At 45.4% G+C, this 19,354-nt stretch carries 17 protein-coding genes; 6 read left to right on the top strand and 11 right to left on the bottom strand.

The annotated features are described in order from the left end of the window. The first annotated feature begins 48 nt into the window (after nucleotides 1–48). A complete protein-coding gene (locus BKB51_RS11345; protein WP_085901197.1) occupies nucleotides 49–888 on the top strand; it encodes a type 2 periplasmic-binding domain-containing protein in 840 nt (279 codons plus the stop codon). Nucleotides 889–907: 19 nt separating this feature from the next. Further along, complete coding sequence (locus BKB51_RS11340; RefSeq protein ID WP_085901196.1) at nucleotides 908–1,762, top strand: Nmad3 family putative nucleotide modification protein; 855 nt, start codon at nucleotides 908–910, stop codon at nucleotides 1,760–1,762. Between the two features lie 25 nt (nucleotides 1,763–1,787). Here the strand turns inward: BKB51_RS11340 and BKB51_RS11335 are convergent, their stop codons facing one another. Together BKB51_RS11335 and BKB51_RS11330 are read right to left on the bottom strand one after the other, a co-directional pair. Further along, nucleotides 1,788–2,426 (bottom strand): COQ9 family protein, encoded by a 639-nt coding sequence (locus BKB51_RS11335; RefSeq protein WP_085901195.1) that lies wholly within the window; start codon nucleotides 2,424–2,426, stop codon nucleotides 1,788–1,790. A gap of 101 nt (nucleotides 2,427–2,527) precedes the next feature. Continuing rightward, nucleotides 2,528–3,085 (bottom strand): peptide deformylase, encoded by a 558-nt coding sequence (locus BKB51_RS11330; RefSeq protein WP_085901194.1) that lies wholly within the window; start codon nucleotides 3,083–3,085, stop codon nucleotides 2,528–2,530. Nucleotides 3,086–3,363: 278 nt separating this feature from the next. Between BKB51_RS11330 and rpsU the strand changes: the two genes are divergently transcribed. After that, the gene (rpsU, locus tag BKB51_RS11325) at nucleotides 3,364–3,567 is read left to right on the top strand and encodes a 30S ribosomal protein S21 (RefSeq protein WP_046508209.1); all 204 of its coding nucleotides are present in this window, start codon (nucleotides 3,364–3,366) and stop codon (nucleotides 3,565–3,567) included. 143 nt (nucleotides 3,568–3,710) lie between these two features. Here the strand turns inward: rpsU and BKB51_RS11320 are convergent, their stop codons facing one another. From BKB51_RS11320 to BKB51_RS11305, 4 genes are all read right to left on the bottom strand, one after another. After that, nucleotides 3,711–5,009, bottom strand: coding sequence for an Hsp70 family protein (locus BKB51_RS11320; RefSeq protein WP_158090213.1), 1,299 nt, complete (start codon nucleotides 5,007–5,009; stop codon nucleotides 3,711–3,713). Nucleotides 5,010–5,205: 196 nt separating this feature from the next. Further along, nucleotides 5,206–6,609 carry an NAD(P)(+) transhydrogenase (Re/Si-specific) subunit beta gene (locus BKB51_RS11315; RefSeq protein WP_085901192.1) on the bottom strand — a complete coding sequence of 468 codons (1,404 nt, stop codon included), beginning with the start codon at nucleotides 6,607–6,609 and terminating at the stop codon, nucleotides 5,206–5,208. Between the two features lie 12 nt (nucleotides 6,610–6,621). Continuing rightward, the gene (locus tag BKB51_RS11310) at nucleotides 6,622–7,032 is read right to left on the bottom strand and encodes an NAD(P) transhydrogenase subunit alpha part 2 (protein WP_047762271.1); all 411 of its coding nucleotides are present in this window, start codon (nucleotides 7,030–7,032) and stop codon (nucleotides 6,622–6,624) included. Then, a complete protein-coding gene (locus tag BKB51_RS11305) occupies nucleotides 7,032–8,417 on the bottom strand; it encodes a Re/Si-specific NAD(P)(+) transhydrogenase subunit alpha (protein WP_085901191.1) in 1,386 nt (461 codons plus the stop codon). The genes BKB51_RS11310 and BKB51_RS11305 overlap by 1 nt, the downstream gene beginning before the upstream one ends. Nucleotides 8,418–8,441: 24 nt before the next feature. Here BKB51_RS11305 and BKB51_RS20980 point away from each other — a divergent pair, with 24 nt between their 5' ends. Next, nucleotides 8,442–8,612, top strand: a complete 171-nt coding sequence (locus BKB51_RS20980) for a hypothetical protein (RefSeq protein ID WP_218044008.1) — start codon at nucleotides 8,442–8,444, stop codon at nucleotides 8,610–8,612. Nucleotides 8,613–8,670: 58 nt separating this feature from the next. Here BKB51_RS20980 and BKB51_RS11300 read toward each other — a convergent pair whose 3' ends face one another. After that, a complete protein-coding gene (locus BKB51_RS11300) occupies nucleotides 8,671–10,059 on the bottom strand; it encodes an ABC1 kinase family protein (RefSeq protein ID WP_085901190.1) in 1,389 nt (462 codons plus the stop codon). Between the two features lie 289 nt (nucleotides 10,060–10,348). Here BKB51_RS11300 and BKB51_RS11295 point away from each other — a divergent pair, with 289 nt between their 5' ends. After that, nucleotides 10,349–11,425 carry a PLP-dependent cysteine synthase family protein gene (locus BKB51_RS11295; RefSeq protein ID WP_085901189.1) on the top strand — a complete coding sequence of 359 codons (1,077 nt, stop codon included), beginning with the start codon at nucleotides 10,349–10,351 and terminating at the stop codon, nucleotides 11,423–11,425. Here BKB51_RS11295 and BKB51_RS11290 read toward each other — a convergent pair. The 3 genes from BKB51_RS11290 to BKB51_RS11280 form a co-directional block, all read right to left on the bottom strand. Beyond that, on the bottom strand, nucleotides 11,422–12,054 hold the full coding sequence (locus BKB51_RS11290; protein WP_085901188.1) for an OmpW/AlkL family protein: 633 nt from the start codon (nucleotides 12,052–12,054) through the stop codon (nucleotides 11,422–11,424). The genes BKB51_RS11295 and BKB51_RS11290 overlap by 4 nt on opposite strands. 274 nt (nucleotides 12,055–12,328) lie before the next feature. Then, nucleotides 12,329–13,354 (bottom strand): hypothetical protein, encoded by a 1,026-nt coding sequence (locus BKB51_RS11285; RefSeq protein ID WP_125911827.1) that lies wholly within the window; start codon nucleotides 13,352–13,354, stop codon nucleotides 12,329–12,331. Nucleotides 13,355–13,602: 248 nt separating this feature from the next. Next, the gene (locus BKB51_RS11280; RefSeq protein WP_085901186.1) at nucleotides 13,603–15,405 is read right to left on the bottom strand and encodes a M3 family oligoendopeptidase; all 1,803 of its coding nucleotides are present in this window, start codon (nucleotides 15,403–15,405) and stop codon (nucleotides 13,603–13,605) included. Nucleotides 15,406–15,559: 154 nt separating this feature from the next. On the opposite strand from BKB51_RS11280, the gene BKB51_RS11275 reads away from it, so the two are divergent. Beyond that, nucleotides 15,560–17,398 (top strand): AMP-dependent synthetase/ligase, encoded by a 1,839-nt coding sequence (locus BKB51_RS11275; RefSeq protein WP_085901185.1) that lies wholly within the window; start codon nucleotides 15,560–15,562, stop codon nucleotides 17,396–17,398. A gap of 71 nt (nucleotides 17,399–17,469) precedes the next feature. On the opposite strand, the gene BKB51_RS11270 is transcribed toward BKB51_RS11275, so the two are convergent. Beyond that, a complete protein-coding gene (locus tag BKB51_RS11270; protein ID WP_179187861.1) occupies nucleotides 17,470–19,086 on the bottom strand; it encodes a BCCT family transporter in 1,617 nt (538 codons plus the stop codon). Between the last annotated feature and the right edge of the window lie 268 nt (nucleotides 19,087–19,354).

Below are 19,354 nucleotides of genomic sequence, written 5' to 3'. Positions count from 1 at the left end.
GCATGGTAGTCTGTATTTCTGCTACAGTTACCTCTTGGAGCGCGTGTTTTGTGGAAAAGTAGCGCAAACAAATTACGCAACACATCATCCTCTAATTATTTGGGTATCGTATTTGGTATCATCTTGATTAGCTTTATAAGTAGTGCCAAAGCAGAAACCTATACTCTTTATAGCTACCACCCTGTCCCCCCTTTTATTACTGGCGAAAATCAGGGCTTAACATATGAACTTGTCCAAGAACTCGAAAGCTTAAGTAAAGGACAACACAGCTTCAATATACAAGTTGTTCCGCGAAAACGCCTTAATGAACTGATTAAAACAGAAAACATAATCGTTCTTTGGGCCAACCCCAGATGGTTTAAAGAGATTATGCCATCTCAAACTTTCTGGTCAGATCGAATTATGTTGGATACCAGCGTTTATGTATGGGAAGCAACAAACACAAAAAGTTATAAAAGCCCCAATGATCTTATCGGCGCCTCTTTTGGTGGCATAAAAAATTACAAATACAATAATATCGAGGTTCTTCTGACAAAAAACCAAGCCAGAAGAACTGACGCAGATAACGACTGGCAGTTAACACAAATGCTTCTCTCGGGAAGAATTGATGTTGCCATCATGTTGGAAATAAATGCTTGTAATTTAATAAAGAAACATCACCTCTTTGAGAAAATAAATCTGGCCGAGCATAATAGTTTTGACCGTAAAGTTATGCTTACCGGAGTAAATGACAAAGGCCTGATCAAACTGATAAACAAGCTCCAGCGTAGCCCAAGGTGGGCCGCAAGACTTGCAAATTATCGTGCTAAAATAGTGCCAATTGATCAATTGGCCCCAGGCGACTACTGTTCCCACCTACCAGCACCAACGACAGTCTTAAATAATTAATCTATACAATGATTACCAGATGCGCATTATCCTGAGCCGAAAAGGTTTTGACGCCCAATATGGCGGTGGTCCGAGCCCGATCCTCCCAAACGGGGAGATGTTTTCTCTCCCCATCCCTCACCCGATGGGTCCAAAGACTTATCAGGATATTGCTTCGCCAATTGGGTGTCTAGGAACTGTCATTGAGCAGCTAAAGCCCAAAGCAGCTTCCCCTCAAGACAGAGCCCATCTGGATCCAGACCTTTATCCCGACAGCCTTCCTCGTCACCCCGATTGGAGATGTTGTTTTGGACAATATAGTGCGGCTCAGCAACATCTTGCCAATCAAGGCGTCACGGTCGGAGATCTTTTTCTCTTTTTTGGCTGGTTCAGGCGCGTAGATGAAAATCTTCGTCCTTTGCCCAAACAGCCAGATTTACATGTTATCTACGGCTGGTTACAGGTTCAAAAAATAATCAATATCGGGACTGATATACATCTGGTCGCTAAACAGTTTCCTGCCTATGCCGAGCATCCTCATCTCACCCATTCTTTCGGTACAAACAACACCCTTTATATTGCGAAAGACAGGCTAAAAGTCGGAAGGCAAGAGCTCAATATTCCTGGGGCAGGTATTTTCCCGCAGATCAATCAGAACAGAGTTTTAACTGCAGAGGGCGCCACACGGTCCATCTGGAATTTGCCCAAATGGTTTGCGCATCCAACACCTGCACTATCTTACCATTTAAACACTGACAAATGGGCTCCAACACCTGAGGGATGGCAGGTAAAATCAGCCCCTAAAGGACAAGAATTCGTCATCAATGCGCAGGGCCGCAACCAAGCAGCCAACCGTTGGCTCAAGAAACTATTTCACGATCAAATTTCTGGGTAAAATAGCTGAGAGCTAATGATCGGCTCTAAAGATTTCTTTTGGTAAAAGGCGAGCAGGCCTGGAATTTATCCGCCAACGCGCCTATCTTGCCAATTGTTTTTCCTAATGTGCCCCCGATTTTGAGAACTTCAGCAATACGGCGATCGAGGAAAGCCCAGGTTTTTTCAAAATCTTCAGAGCTATCATCCAGCCAGAATAAAAGGGTCGAACTATAGACACCAGCAAGCAACAACCGCTTGCTATAAAAGTTATAATCCGTAGATGTATCTCCAGCAGCTAGCCACATGGCATCAACAGTATCATATACGTTATGCATCCCCTCGGTTGCTTTAAGTGGCATTGTGAAGAAACTCACACCTTTTCGAATAGCTTCACGATCCGCTGTCATGAGTTCCAGCTTGGTTCGCACCGCCAAGGTAATCCGGTCACGTACTTTCATGCCGGCCAAGTCATTCTTTTCCAGTGTTTCCATAACCTGATGGTCAAGCTGCTGATTATAAAACCGCAATACGTCTGTTATGCCTCTTGGAAATAGAATGGAAATATCTTGAGATGAAGGATCACAATTGCTTCCAGCTTCCGCCAGAGCAGCCTCACTCCACCCCTCAAAAGGAACAATGGATAACAGCGCTCTTAACAGTTGGGCTTTTTTTGCTTCGCTCATATCACGATCCTTTAAACTTCCTAGTTCACATCCAAATTCACTTTGGCCCAATTCACTCTGCCAAGAATATTCAGCGGACACATTCGTCCTACGTCAAAGCCTCATTCATCAGGCTTTTGATAACCGACTTCTGACGAGAAAATAAGTGACTTAATGTCTGTCATTCTTTCAGTATAGAGAACACCATCCAAGTGGTCATATTCATGCTGAACGACACGTGCATGAAATCCCGAGGCTTCACGCTCTATCAGCTTACCATCAAGCCCGAAGCCACGATAGCGAATTGATCGGTGACGAGGAACTATTCCCATTAATCCGGGAATAGACAAACACCCTTCCCAACCTTCATCCACTTGATCACCAATAAAATCAATTTCCGGGTTCACAAGAACAGTCAAAGGCACCCCACTCTCGTCTTCGGGCGAAATTCTCAATCTTTCAGCTTCCGCCTTGGCGCGTTCTTCGGAAACAAAGAAGGTAAAAATACGTTTCGACTCGAAAACCTGCGGGGCTGCTATACCTGTGCCACCAGCCTCAGTCATGGTCTCAACCATGTTTTCCACAAGCTCGCGAATTTCTGGCATCGTCGGATCTGGAACAAGCGCTGCTACCTGTCGTAAAACAGGGTGTCCCATTTTTGATATCTTTAGTAAGGTCATGTTTATACTATGGAACTCTGTTTACACAGGGTCAAAATAAAACATTACGCTTTGGCAAAAGTTATCATATTAACATGCTAAAGCTCAGGAATACTGGAGAAAAGAATCTCCCGTAGTCAGTATTCTTCCCTTCACATTTACAAAAGCCTGTGATAGGTACTGCCATGAACCTGCTGTGCCATTGGCTCAGCGGATGTTCTTTATGTGTTCAACTCGGGTAACCGAGAAAACTCTGTCAGACCAATCATGGACTGACGTTAGAAAGGAGCTGATCGCCCGTGCAAGTACACGTTCGTGATAATAATGTTGATCAGGCTCTTCGCGCGCTTAAGAAAAAGCTGCAACGCGAAGGTGTCTTCCGTGAAATGAAGTTGCGTCGTCACTTCGAAAAACCATGTGAGCGCAGAAAGCGCGAGGGTGCCGAAGCAGTTCGTCGCTATCGCAAACTTCTTCGTAAGCGTATGGAACGTGAAGGCTATTAAAGTCTGATCGGCGTTCTGTGAACGTCGCTTAAGGCGAGATATCTTCCTCTAGGAAGAAGAACGGGCTGCCCTCTAACTCAGACGGCGGCCCGTTTTGCGTCTAGAATAAACCTAACCGATCATCACTCAGAACATCTCTTCAACTACACAGCCCAGCTTTGCGCATCAGGGTCCTGCCCAACCAGCGCAAGGCCATAGGCAACGGATTCAAGCTGTTTCCCACTCGCCAATTTATCCTGACCAAACAATTTGGCAAAAAGCGTCTGTACAGCGGGAACATATGATGTTCCACCCGTCATAAAGACCTTATCGATTTGGGATAGAGGAATTTTACTTTCCTGCAACAAGCTATCGACCTTCTTTTCGATCACTGATAGATCCTTGGCAATCCAGCTTTCAAAATCTTGTCGACAAATCGTTTTTTCAATTTTTTTGTCACTGAAATGAACTGAAAATTCGGCCTCATTACTGTGAGTTAAAGCCATTTTAGCTTTGGAAATAGCGTCATAGATATCCATGCTCCAGTCATTATCGACAACATCGATAAAAGTTTCGATCATTTCCGGATGAACTGCCACGGACTTTAGTTCACGTAGTTCGCGTAAGGTTGTCGGGCTTTTCAAAACCCCGAGCTCGTGCCACTTGGAAAACCGATTATAGAAGCTATTGGGCATATCCAGAATTTTTCTATCCAAAGAATAGTACCCACTCCCCTTTCCAAGGGACGGTGAAACCACATGATCAATCAATCTGCTATCAAAGGTATCACCCGCAATACCAACCCCCGCATAACCCAAAGGCGTTGATCGCAAGTTTGAGCCGGAACGTTCAAACTTGATGAGAGAGAAATCGCTTGTCCCCCCACCAAAGTCAGCAACAAGAATAGTTGCCTCTTTCTCAATATTTTTTGCGTAGTAATACGCTGCGCCTACAGGCTCATAGACATAACTTACATTGGAAAAACCAACGCTTTTATAGGCTGCATCGTATCGCTCTCGGGCCAAGTCTTCATCTGGAGAATGCCCGGCATAGATAATTGGACGTCCGGCAATAACCGTGGTTTTATCTTCCGGGATCTGATCTCCAGCATCAGAGACAAACTGTTTAAAAAAATCAGCCATAATATCTTGCAAGGTGAAGCGTTTAGAAAAAATCTGTGTTTCTTGAAACAGCTTGCTTGCGATATGGCTTTTGAAAGACTGCAAGAAACGTACTTCACCGCGTGCCGTTAGATATTGCTCCAATGCCCAAGGTCCGCCAGCCACATCTACTCTCGAATTTTTAGCCGGACTATGCTTCTCGTAACAAAGCAGGCTACGATAAACATCATGCAGAATATCATCGTGCTTGAATTTAACGGACGTCACAGTTCCCTTTGGATCAGCCAAAGCAATCACAGTATTCGTCGTACCGAAATCAACACCAATTGAGATATCGCTCATGACTTCATCCTCGTATATATATATAAGTTGGAAAAAGGGGACGCGATACATGATCCCTTTCAAGCCAACTATCAAGCAATAATTTGTAAAAATCCTGCGGGCTATTACTTAATCTCTGCTGAGTTCTTCCACCTTTCACAAACAAAAAGGGCACCACAAGGGCGCCCTTTTCTAATAGATAAAGGAATAGAAGCTCTTAGAGCTGCTCCAAAGATTTAACAATCTTTTCGCACATCTGTTTAGCATCACCAAAAAGCATCATGGTGTTATCACGGAAGAAAAGCTCGTTCTGTACCCCTGCATACCCCGCAGACATACCACGTTTAACGAAAAGAACAGTCTGAGCCTGATCAACTTCCAAAATAGGCATCCCGTAAATTGGGGACTTTGGATCAGTCTTGGCTGCTGGATTTGTGATATCGTTCGCCCCAATAACAAAAACAACGTCCGTCGATTTGAAATCACGATTGATTTCATCCATCTCTAGCACTTCGTCATAGGGCACAGATGCCTCAGCCAACAACACATTCATATGCCCAGGCATACGGCCTGCAACAGGGTGAATAGCATAGCGGACATTAACACCATCTGCTTTGAGCAGATCAACCATTTCCCGCAAAGTATGCTGAGCCTGCGCAACGGCCATGCCGTATCCCGGCACAATAACGACAGATCCTGCATTCTTCATAAGGAAGGCGGCATCATCACCAGACCCGGATTTCACCACCCGATCATCATCGCCACCACTTCCTGCTGGGCCATCTTCACCCTCAGCACCAAAACCACCAAGAATAACGCTAATGAACGAGCGGTTCATGGCTTTACACATGATGTAACTTAGGATTGCACCTGAAGAACCAACAAGAGCCCCGGTAATAATCAACAGGTTGTTTTGCAGGGTAAACCCGATGCCACACGCAGCCCAACCCGAATAGGAATTCAGCATAGACACCACAACAGGCATATCGGCACCGCCAATTGGTAAAATCAACAGGAAACCAAGCAGCAAAGTAACTGCGATTAAGATCCAGAGATAAACAGGCTCCTGCGTTGTGCAGAGAAGGACAAGCAGAACAACCACCAATGCCCCAAGCGCAGCATTAAGCATGTGCTGCATTTTGAAAACCAGCGGTGCGCCTGAAACCAGTCCCTGCAGTTTGGCGAACGCAACCACGGACCCTGTAAAGGTAATGGCACCAACTGCAGTACCGATTGCCAATTCAATCAGGCTCGAAATCTGAATATCGCCAACCCGTCCGATGCCATAGGCTTCGGGCTTATAGAATGTTGCCAAGGCAACACAAACAGCAGCAAGACCGACAAGACTATGGAAAGCAGCAACAAGTTGCGGCAAGGCTGTCATTTGAATACGTAAGGCGATAACGGTACCGATCGCACCGCCGACGAGAAGCCCCAAAAGAATGGTTCCAAAGCTCATCACGCCAGGTGCCATAAGGGTTGTTCCAATCGCCAGAACCATCCCTACAATACCAAAAACATTCCCCTGTCGACTTGTTGTCGGGTGAGAAAGCCCACGAAGCGCCATAATAAAGCAGACTGAAGCAGCCAGATATAACAGAGCAGAAAGATCTGATGACATAGTAAGCTCCCCCTATTGCTTTTTCTTGAACATTTGCAGCATACGCTGCGCGACGATAAAGCCACCAAAGATATTCACGGCGGCCAAAACAATGGCGATGAAACCCATGATTTCACTAAAACCAACATCAGCAGGTCCCGCAGCAATCAGTGCACCGACAATAATCACCGATGAAATGGCATTGGTTACCGCCATCAAGGGCGAGTGCAACGCAGGCGTTACATTCCAAACCACGTAGTAGCCGACAAACACGGCCAAAACCAACACAGTAAGCCCCATAATGAACGGGGACCCCGCGCTCTGCCCTGCCGTATCAACAGCAAGACGACTGGCTTCAGATGCAAGGGATGCAACTTCGTCAGATAAGGCACGGGCTGAGTTAGCGACATCAGTTGCCTTGTTGATAAATTCCTCACTCGACATCAGGCATTCCCCCCATCTTTAGCTTCCGCTTTAGTCCCGGATTTACTTGCCGTTGATTTCGTTGTTGTTTTCTTTGGAGTAGCTTTGTTCGCCGCAGCCGTTTTGACCGGTACTTTCTTTGCCGGGGCACGCTTCGCAGGCGCTCTTTTCGCGGTAGCCGTTTTCGCCGCTGTGGTTTTCACTGGAGCAGCCTCGCTCTCAGCGGACACCTTTGGCTCAGTTTTTGAAACCGGCTTCTTTTCAGAATGAGCCAATGCAGGATGTACGATTGAACCTTCGTGTGTCACGCAAGTCCCTTTGATAATTTCGTCATTCCAGTCGATTTTTAAATCCTTGGCTTCTTTATCGAACATAAGTTCGAAGAAATTATATACGTTCTTCGCATAAAGCGAAGATGCATCCGTCGCCAAACGTCCGGGAACATTGCTATAACCAACAATAGATATGCCGTCTTTTTCAACGACTTTCCCGGCAACAGACAGTTCACAGTTACCACCGGTTTCAACTGCAAGATCAACAATCACCGATCCCGGCTTCATTGATTTGACCATTTCTGCCGTCACCAGAACTGGCGCAGGACGCCCCGGTATCAAGGCAGTGGTAATAACCATATCAACCTTGGCAATCGTCTCTGCAATCAAGGCAGCTTGTTTTGCCTTATAGGCATCTGACATCTCTTTTGCATAACCGCCAGCAGTCTCTGCTTGCTTGAACTCATCATCTTCAACGGCAACAAACTTTGCGCCTAGAGATTCAACCTGTTCTTTAGAAGCCGGACGGACATCCGTAGCGGACACCACAGCACCAAGACGCCGTGCCGTTGCGATAGCTTGCAACCCAGCAACACCGGCCCCCATAACAAAAACCTTGGCTGGAGCAACAGTTCCAGCGGCAGTCATCATCATTGGGAAAGCCCGGTTGAATACTCCCGCACCATCCAGAACAGATTTATATCCCGCCAAGTTAGATTGACTGGACAGAACATCCATCGATTGTGCGCGGGTAATGCGTGGCACGAAGTCCATCGCAAAAGCTGTTAATCCGGCCTTGGAATAAGCATCCAGTTCTTTTTCCGAGCGATAAGGATCTGTAATTCCGATGACCACTGTGCCTTGAGACAAAACCTTTAGCTCATCATCTTTGCCACCCGCGATGGGCTTTTGTACCTTTAAAACAGCTTTAGCATCCTTGTAGGTCGTCGCCGCATCTTTCCCAATGGTCGCTCCAGCATCTTTAAAAGCAGTATCCGTAAAACTGGCAGCTACACCTGCCCCTTTTTCAACAAAGACATCACACCCCAAAGCAACAAGTTTCTTCACTGTCTCTGGAGAAGCAGCGACCCGTGTTTCATTCGGGCGACGCTCCTTGGGAATAGCAATTTTCATATTATCTCCCCACAAGAATTGTCGTTGGATCAGAATGTCCAACAAATTATGGCTGTTATTAAAGCGGGATTAAAATCAAAGCTGCAAGTGTGCGCTGCACAAAAATGTCCTAAAACCGCCATAAAAAGAGGAAAACACCTGTGCCAACTGGGAAATAATACCAACCAAAAATTACAAAATATTGCTGTAATATAGATAAAAGGTCGATTCGTCTGTATAGACAGGTGCCTAAAGACGCTTTAATTGAATTCCTTTAAACAGTCGTCGGAATTGAAACATCAAACTTATTCAGAGCCGATGTTTGTCTTTCATGTAAAGTCAAATGATCAAAATCCGAAATCAGCTCATGGAACAATTGATGCCAGTTAATCTCGGCTTTCAAATGCATGAAAACTGATCCCAGGCCAACAGCGGCACGGTCCATCAAAACAAATTCTCTCGGCGGTTTAACGCCACCTAGTCGACGCAATTCCTGATGAACCTTATTGGCGACTTCAGCTCCATAAGCGCCACCTTTATAATCATCAACAATTGTTCTCTTTCGATCCTGAAGCAGTGGACCATAAAGGAAATGTGCCCAGATGTTCAAGGTATCTAACATTTCCCGGCTTTGAATTTGAAAGCCCCAGCTTTCATATGCCTGAACAGCAAGATCTTCGTCGTCTCGCTCTAGCCCGAAATAGAGATCAATGACACCTTTAACAAAAGACGCATCGAAAACACGGATGCAGCCAAAATCCAACAAATTGACATCGCCATTTTCACGTATGGAATAGTTGCCGAGATGAGGATCGCCATGAATAACCCCATATTTATAGAAGGGAACATACCAAGCCCGAAACATATTCATTGCAACCTGATTACGCATTTCCAGATTGTTTCCATGTGATCTGATGTGATCCAAAAGCGGAACACCATCCAGCCAGTTCATTGTAATCAAACGATTGGTCGTCAACTCAGGCACAGCGCTCGGCACACACACATGCTTTTCATCAGCAAGCATCACCCCGTAAAGCCCCATGTTCTGCGCTTCACGTTGATAATCCAGCTCTTCACGCAAACGGTCTGTTAGCTCCTGTAAGATATTTGATGGATCAATCGCCTTGTCATACCGCCGATAGATACTAAACAGTAAAGCAAGCTGCTTCAGATCTGCCTCAACGGCTGAAATCATGTCAGGATATTGTAGTTTGCAGGCAAGCTCTTGCCCATCCAAGTCAATTGCTCGGTGGACTTGCCCAAGTGATGCAGCCGCCGCTGCCTCTTGCTCAAAAGATTGAAACTTCTTCTGCCACCCCACCCCAAGTTCAGTCTTCATCCGACGTTTTACAAACAACCATCCCATAGACGGTGCATTTGATTGGAGCTGGCGAAGCTCTTCTGCATATTCCTTGGGTAATGCATCCGGAATAGTTGCCAGAATTTGCGCAGCTTTCATCAAGGGACCTTTCAACCCTCCCAAAGCTTTTTTTAACTCAGCAGAATGTTTCGCAGAGTTAAGGCCTGTCCCCAAAACACGGTTTCCGACAACCTGCGCTGCTAGCCCTCCAACAGAGCTCCCAACCTTTGCATAACGCTTTAAGCGCCCAGACAAACGTGATCCTGAATCGCTTATATCTTGGAGATCTTCGTCATCCTGCATTCTGTTGATCTTTCATGCCATCTCTGAAATGTCGTCTAATCTGAAAAAACTAAACTTTGATCCAGACTTTTATATGGTGTCCGAACACCAAAAGTGCCAACTCAAACTCCCCTCACCACATAAACAATCAAATTTGAGAAATTATCCCAATAAGAATTAAAATTAAGCTCATATTTGAGAAAAAATAACATCCTTGCTCATATATCTTCGCCCGCAAAGATATCAGCAGGATCAAAGTTTATGCTATCCTGTCATTTTTTAAGAACAAAGATTTTTTCGGGATCATATAATGAATAAAAGACTTTGGGTTCAGCAAGCTCTTAACAAAATTGAAGCGGACTATAACCGATCTTCAGACACCCATCTCATCAAGCTGGATTTACCAAGCTGCCTTGGCGTGGATTTATATTTTAAAGATGAAAGCACGCATCCGACAGGGAGTTTAAAACACCGTCTGGCAAGATCGCTTTTCCTTTATGGTCTCTGTAACGGATGGATTGGGCCGGATACAACTATTATTGAAGCCTCATCCGGTAGCACAGCAATATCCGAAGCATACTTTTCCAGGCTACTAAATCTCAGGTTTATAGCCGTTGTACCTAAAACCACAGCTAGAAGAAAACTTGCGCAAATAGAATTTTATGGCGGCGAGTGCCATCTGGTTGAGGCCAAAGATATTTACACTGAATCTGAACGTTTGGCACGCGAACTAAATGGACATTATATGGATCAGTTTACCTATGCAGAGCGTGCAACCGATTGGCGCGGCAACAACAACATAGCCCAATCCCTGTTCTCGCAAATGTCACGAGAACCCCATCCTTGTCCGGAATGGATTGTAGCCAGCGCAGGTACTGGCGGTACATCGGCGACATTGGGTCGCTTTATACGTTATGACCAATCCTGTACCCACGAGACAAAACTATGTGTGGTTGATCCTGAAAATTCAGTCTTCTACGATTTTTATAAAACAGGTGACAAAAATCTGACCAGTTCGGGATCACGGATTGAAGGCATCGGCCGCCCTAGAGTAGAGCTTTCTTTTGTCCCCAGTCTGGTTGATCGCATGATCCAAATTCCTGATGCAGCTTCAATTGCTGCAATCAACGTTCTGGAAAAATTACTTGGTCGGAAATGCGGGGCTTCCACAGGGACAAACCTTTATGGCGCCTTCCTTCTTATGTCCGAAATGAAAGCTCGTAAAGAAAAGGGCAGTATCGTTACATTGATCTGCGATTCCGGGGATCGCTACCTCGACACTTATTATAATCAGGAATGGCTTGATCGACATAACATTGATACTGCGCCTTATATCAAACGGCTTGAATCGTTCCTTGAAACGGGTTCACTGTCTCTAACAGATTAGAATCTGTACCCAAGACCTACACCGACAATCCAGGGGTCGACATCAACGTCGCCCTTGATTGCCCCTCCATTAATTGTGGCATCCGTGTTCAACCAAAGACGTTTTACATCGAGGTTGAGTGACCAAGCTTCATTAAGCTCGTAATCAACGCCGACCTGTGCTGCTGCACCAAAGTTGTTATCATAATCGACATCAAGACCATTTGCTCCGTCAGCATTATAGAAGACAGTATAGTTAACCCCGGCACCAATGTAGGGCTTAAATTTACCAAAATTTGTAAAGTGGTATTGAAGAGTTAACGTCGGCGGCAGCAACATAACATCTCCGAGATCGGCTGTTCCTCCTCCGTTAATATTTTCGACTTTCGCATTATGTTTTGTTGTTGCAAGAATCAATTCAGCGGCAATATTTTTGGTAAAGAAATAACTGATATCCAATTCAGGGACGTAGGAATTACTTAAATCAGGCTTGCCACCAATCGTGGTCTTCCCGCCATCATCAGGGATAACACCAATACCACGCAGTCGAATAAGGATGTCACCCGCTTCGCTGGCATAAGTAGGAACATAAGAGAATATTGACCCCGCACTAACGGCCAAAATTACAAGAGATTTTAAAATTTTACGCATGGCAAATGACTCCATTTCCACAAACCGAGACACGCAATATCTCGTCGTGGATTCAAATACTTAACTTCATGGAGAACTATTATTCCTGCTTCAAGGTCAGAGCATTGAGGCAGATCAACAGATAATATTATCGTACAAAAAAAGATCCTCTAAAAAGAGAGGACCTAATAGGTTGATCTAAGTTTTAAAGTTATTATGCCACCTCTTCCAACTGAGCAGTAGAAGTAGACATAACCTGTTCCTCATTTTTTGTACGGGTAAATCAGTTTGTGGTTTAGATCCGCTTTCCCAATCGCTCGAGAAGAGTCGCAATCATTGTTTTCTCTTCATCCGTGGATGCTGAAGCATACTTTTGGAGAAGATCGTTAACAGAGATATCATTCAGCGCTAAATGGCTTTTAGACACAGCGGGCTTTCGTTTTTTGATTGACTCAACACTAACCTTTGGCAGTAAAGCACCCGTAATGCGTTCAATCGCAGAAAATAGGAAATCAGTATTATATCCCGCCAAAAACCCAAGAGCACTCGCACTCAAGGTAATTACTTTGCCACCATCTGTTTCCGCTTGGCTGACAAGTAAAGTAATTGTGCCTCCGCTAACCACCCCCAAAAGAATTCGATTATAATATTCTGATTTCCTCATGCGATCGAAGGTTCGATTATAAATAAAATAATGCAGCGATTTCAGCAGATATGTACAGGCACCAATTCCCCCATATGCAAAGGGAAGAAAAATACCGAGAACAATTTGAAAATAGCTCCAGTCTAATTTATCGGCCGGCGTAGAAGCCTTGCCCCAGGCGATTTCAAGAGTGTTTTGTAGAATCGCGATAAAAATAAAGAAAAGCGTCCAAGCCATCATTTTGCGATTCCAAATTTTTGCAACTGATGCACCACTATATGCAAACAGCGATTCCTCAAAATACCGAGGATCATCAGATGTATCCCTCAAAGTCATCGCTGTTATCGGGGACATTAGATTAGATAAATCATAATAAGCTTTTTCAAACTTTGCCATCTCATCAGTTGGTGGAAGCTTAGTACCTTCACAGGTTTCTAAATGCTGATGTATCTCCTTGATACTTGATATCATGTCGGGAGATACCTTACGACCATCTTCAGCTTCGTATCCAGAAGCAATAGCGTAATCCAGTAACTCTGTTGCTTCGACAACCTCGTTCCAGAACTTTACCGCAATAATATCCAGTGTTGAGCTAGAAGTATTGATTTTAGGTGTAGATGGCATGGCTAAACTTTCAAGAAACGATTGAAAACAGTTGCTCTTAAGTGAGAAAAACACCCAATGATTCTGTCAGCATGTCGTGAACATTAACACAAAACAACAACCTATGGGTTAATACAAAAGAAAGCACTTGTTCCATCTATTTAAGCCAAATAATCAAATGAAATTTTATTGGCTAACACTTCATTACCTGTGCTGTTTCAATGGCTATCTATTATTAAACATGATGCCATAAAAAAACCCTTCCTCGATGAGGAAGGGTTTCACAACTCTGGTAATCACTTACATATCAACTGCTGGCGCGATTATTCCATTTCTTCCAACTGATCAATAAAACCAGACACAACTTTAAGCCCCTGTTTCCAGAAGTCCGGGTCACCTGCATCCAATCCAAAAGGCGCGAGTAACTCTTTGTGGCGCTTCGAGCCACCAGCAGAAAGCATATCCAGATACTTCTCGGCAAATCCCTCTTCGCTTTGCTGGTAAACGGCATAGAGAGAATTGACGAGGCAGTCGCCGAATGCGTAGGCATAAACGTAAAACGGCGCATGGATAAAGTGCGGCACATAAGACCAATAGGCTGCGTACTCATCTTCAAAACGAATGGCAGGTCCTAGACTAGCTCTTTGGGTGTCCATCCAGATTTCGCCGAGTTGTTCGGGCAATAGTTCACCCTTGCGACGCTCGTCATGAACTCGTGTTTCAAACTGGTGCATCGCGACCTGTCGAACGACGGTATTCAGCATGTCTTCAACCTTGGAAGCCAGCATGATTCTGCGCGCCTTGGCATCCTCTTTCTTTTTCAAGACAGACTGGAAGGTCAGCATTTCACCAAAAACAGAGGCCGTCTCCGCAAGCGTTAACGGCGTATCGGCCATAAGCGGGCCTTGAACACCTGCCAAGACCTGATGCACACCGTGCCCCAACTCGTGCGCCAAGGTCATCACATCCCTTGTTCGGCCCTGATAATTGACCAGCAAATAAGGGTGGGCACAGGGGACCGTTGGGTGCGCAAAAGCACCCGGTGCTTTCCCCGGACGCACAGGGGCATCAATCCAGGGATTATCAAAAAACTTTTGTCCAACTTCGGCAAGCTTTGGCGAAAATCCTGCATAGGCAGTCAAAACTATCTCTGTCGCATCGGTCCAACTGATAACATCATCGTCGTCATCCGGCAGCGGTGCATTACGATCCCAGTAGGGAAGCTGCTCTACCCCAAACCACTTTGCCTTCAGTTTGTAATAGCGATGAGCCAGATCCTCATAAGAATCAGCAACTGAACTCACCAATGCATCGACAACTTCATCTTCGACGACATTCGCCAGGTTCCGGGAAGAAACAGGGCGCGAAAATCCACGCCATTGATCTTCAACTTCTTTATCTTTGGCTAGAGTATTGGTGATATGAGCAAAAAGGCGCTGATTCTCACCCAACACCTTACCCAATGATTGGGCCGCTTCCTTGCGCGCTTTTGGATCGCGATCGCTAAGTTTATTCAGGATCTGCGCAGAACTGAACTCTTCGCCCATATAAGGGAAGCGAAGGCTCGCCATCGTTTCATCAAACAACCGCACCCAGGCAGAGCGACCGGAAACTCGTTTCTCATGAAGGATTTTCTCGACATCATCAGAAAGCTGATAGTCTTTCTGTGCTCGTAGATCTCTCAACCACGGCGCATATTTGGCAAGGGAACTACCGGCAATCTTCGATTGGAGATCACCATCGTCCAGCTGGTTCAGCTCCAAAGTAAAGAACAGCACATGAGATGAAATACCCGTGCTACGTTCTTGCATGGACTGGAAAAACTTTCCAACTTCCGGATCGCTCATATTGCCGGCGTAAACCAGATAGGCATAGCTCATCACCTTGCCCATGGTCTCTTGCATGCTTTCAAAAGATTGAATTGCCGCGCAAAGAGCATCCCCGTTGAGGTCAGATAATTTCCCTGCATATTTATCATTAAAAGCAATCGCTGATTTCTCAACAGCAACCAAATCATTTTCCAATTCGGTAGAATCTGGTGCAGGATAAAGATCAGTTAAGTCCCAGGCGGGTAAAGTACCAAGCTTTTCATCAATAACTTCTTTGGGGTGAGCAGCTTCGGTCATAAAAATTCCTCTCATTCCGCAAACACGGTCTTCAAATACGAACGTTGTCTCTATAAGTTAGGATCTAGAAATTGAAAACAAGGCGTGAATCGCCAAATATTACACTACATAATGATAAGAAATCACAAGAACAGGTAAAGGCCTAACAAGGAACATGGAACAAACTATTTCTCCCCCGCATTACAAGAACCTTGTCAGTCTCTTTTACACGCATGCAAAAGAGAAGAAAGAACAGCCTTTTCTTTGGTTTAAAGAAAACAAGCAATACTGGCCCATCAGCTGGGAGGAAACATCCCGGCGCATAACCGCACTGGCGCGTAGCTTGAAAAAGCTGGGTCTTGAAAAGGGTGACCGGATTGTTCTTGTTGCGGAAAACAGACCCGAATGGTTCATTGCCGATCTTGCGATCATGGCTGCAGGAGGGATATCTGTTCCCGCTTACACAACGAACACCCATGTCAACCATAGGCATGTTCTTGACCATTCCGGTGCCAAAGGAATTATTGTTTCTACCGCTACACTTTGTAAAAAGTCTCTGCCTGCGGCACAGCAAGCATCGGCCTGTCAGTGGGCCATTACAATGGAAACTGTCGACAAAGACGACATCGACATCTTTGATCTTGGTGACAGCGATAGAGAAATAGCAATACATGATTGGGAACATCTGATCGCTGAAGGAGATAACCTCTCCGGTGATATCGAGGCCGAGGCAGAAAAGCTCACCAGAAAAGATGTTGCGTGTCTCATCTATACATCGGGAACTGGTGGCCTTCCCAAAGGAGTAATGCTAAGTCACGGTGCCATTCTCTGTAACTGTGAAGGCGCTTGGGACGTGCTCTATCACCTTGGGTTGGGGGACGAAGTGTTCCTTTCCTTTCTTCCCCTCTCCCACGCTTATGAGCATACAGCAGGGCAGTGTTTTCCTTTGTTGCTGGGGGCACAAATCTATTACGGCGAAGGGGCTGAGCATCTTTTGCGTAACATGGCCGAAGCCCGCCCGACCATTATGACCGCAGTTCCCAGACTGTTTGAATCCATGCACAGTCGGATTACCCGCGGCTTGGAAAAGGAAAAGGCACTCAAACGTAACCTGTTCTACAAAGCCGAAGCCCTCGGGCGAAAACGATATTATCAATCCGATAACCTTGGGCTGATCGAGAAGCTGCAGGATCGTGTCTTGGAAAAACTGGTACGCAACAAACTTCGTCAACGCTTCGGCGGACGTTTAAAAGCCATGGTTTCCGGCGGCGCTGCTCTTAATGAAGACATCGGACTTTTCTTTCATGCTCTTGGCCTACCGATTTTGCAAGGCTATGGACAGACCGAAGCTGCCCCAGTTATCGCCGTAAACCGACACGACAGAATAGATATGTCGACTGTAGGCCCTCAACTCAGGGGCGTTGAAATCAAGATTGCTGATGACGGCGAAATTCTGGCATCCGGTGAGCTTTTAATGTCCGGGTACTGGAACGATCAGAAATACACAGATGAAACCATCAAAAACGGATGGCTTCATACAGGGGATATTGGCGAAATTGATCATCGCGGGCGCTTGAAAATAACCGACCGGAAAAAAGATATTATCGTCCTTTCCGGAGGCGATAATGTTTCCCCCGCCCGGGTTGAAGGTCAATTATCTCTGCACCCCTCAATTCATCAGGCCATGGTATATGGGAACAAAAGACCTCACTTAACGGCTGTTATCGTACCGGACGATGAATTCCTTGACCATTGGGGCGAAGCGAACGGGATTGCCGCTGTTCTCGCGTCGGTACACAACAATGCCTCTTTAAAAATCTCCATAGCCAAAGCTATTGATCAAATCAACAAACAGCTCTCACCACTTGAAAAAGTGCGTAAATTCGTAATTGCCAAAGAGCCATTTACAATTGATAACGAGATGATGACACCAACACTCAAAGTAAGACGACACAAAGTCTTAGAAGTGTATAAGGACGAAATAGAAGCTCTTTATCCCAAAATATCCAAATAGGTAGTTCCCAAAAAAACGGCCCCGACATTTAGTCGGGGCCGTTTCATTCTATAGCATGTCAACTTAAACGGTTAATCGTTTAAGCCACCAGTCACCTTATCTCCGCTTTGCGCATAGGCAATTCCGAGATCTTCCTGGCGTAGAGATTTTACCAGACCAATCATCATAAAGATCATGATAATTGAGAAAGGTAAAGCCGCCGCAATCGCCGCGGCCTGGAGTGCTTTCAGCCCCCCCGCCATTAAGAGCGCAGCAGCAACGAGACCTTCACCAAGGCCCCAGATTACGCGATGAACAGTCGGCGGGTTTTCATCGCCCATAGACAGAAGCGTATTCACCACCAAAGTCCCGGAGTCAGATGAGGTAATGAAGTAGGTTGCAATCAGAATTGTCGCAACAATCGCTGCAATTGACCCCACGAAACCTGCATTCATTTTTGCAATCGTCACATAAAGAGCAGATGTCAAATCTGCCTGAACAGCTTCAACGATACCACCATCGCCAAAGAGTTCGATATGTAACGCCGTTCCGCCAAAAGCAGTCAACCAGACCGCACCAAGCAATGTCGGTACGAGCAGAACACCCAGAATGAATTCACGGATTGTTCGGCCTCGTGAAATACGCGCAATAAACATCCCTACAAAAGGCGCCCAAGACATCCACCAGCCCCAATAGAAGGCTGTCCACCAACCTTGCCATTTACTGGCTTCGTCATTTGCATTGGTCCACAAGCTCAGGGGAACAACTTGCCCCATATAATCGCCTATGTTCTGCAGGAATGACCCCAATAGGTAGCGTGTAGGGCCAAAGGCAATAAAGAACGCCAGAATAGCAATGGATAACCAAAGGTTCACTTCGGAAAGGATCTTAACCCCTTTGCCAATTCCTGAAACAACAGAGATTGTTGCCAGACCTGAAATGATCGCAATCAAAACCATCATCGCGGCCAATGCAGGTTCTGTTTTTGTGACACCATCAGTGATCGTTTCAGTTACCCAGAACCCCCAACCTGTAATTTCATACAAGCCCGTCGCCATCTGCTGCACACCAAGCCCCAAAGACGTTGCAACACCAAAGACTGTACCATACACAGCCAATAGATCTGCAAGATGTCCAATCGGACCATAAATCCGGTCACCAATAAGCGGATAGAGCGATGAACGAATGGTCAAGGGCAGATCTTTACGATAGGCGAAATAAGCCAGCGCCAGAGCGACAATTACGTAGATTGCCCAAGGATGTAATCCCCAGTGAAACAGTGTGATGCGCATGGCGACTTGTGCCGCTTCTGCTGTTTGCGACGCATCTTCTGAAATAAAGGGGTTAGACTGAAAATGGTAAATTGGTTCCGCAATGGACCAGAAGACCAGACCGATCCCCATACCTGCACCAAACAGCATTGCGAACCATGAAAAATAACTGAATTCCGGTCTGTCGCTGTCTTTACCTAAACGAAGATTACCGTATCGACTAAACAGTAACCAAATAACAAAAAACAAGAACGATGCAACAATTCCCAAGTAGTACCATTTCATGGTTCCAACCAGAAAATTATTAATTCCTGTAAAAAAATCACCGACGCCTTCGGTGGCGACAAACGCCATAATTACCAAAGCGAAGACAAGAAACTTCGACCATATTGCCATGGTCGGATTCAAGCCTTTCAGAAAGCCTGATTTTGCTCTCATATTTAATCCTCCCTGAATGAACCCGAATTGGGCCGTGGATATAATGGGAATGCATAAATCCTTTTCATGGTTATAAACGACCTTTTCTTGGAAGATTTGGGAACAAAAATACCGGCAAACTCATGTAACCATGAACTTGCCTGTCTCCGACGCGCATCGTCTCAACAAAAAAACATCAATAAAAACAAAAGGAAAAGCGAACCAGAGGACAGTACTGGCAAATTTCAGGCCATTGATAAACAGTTTATTTATGACATTTCTATTAACG

It is taken from the genome of Kiloniella majae (assembly GCF_002118315.1).
Classification (GTDB): Bacteria; Pseudomonadota; Alphaproteobacteria; order Kiloniellales; family Kiloniellaceae; genus Kiloniella; species Kiloniella majae.
This window is presented reverse-complemented; position numbering and strand designations above follow the sequence as displayed.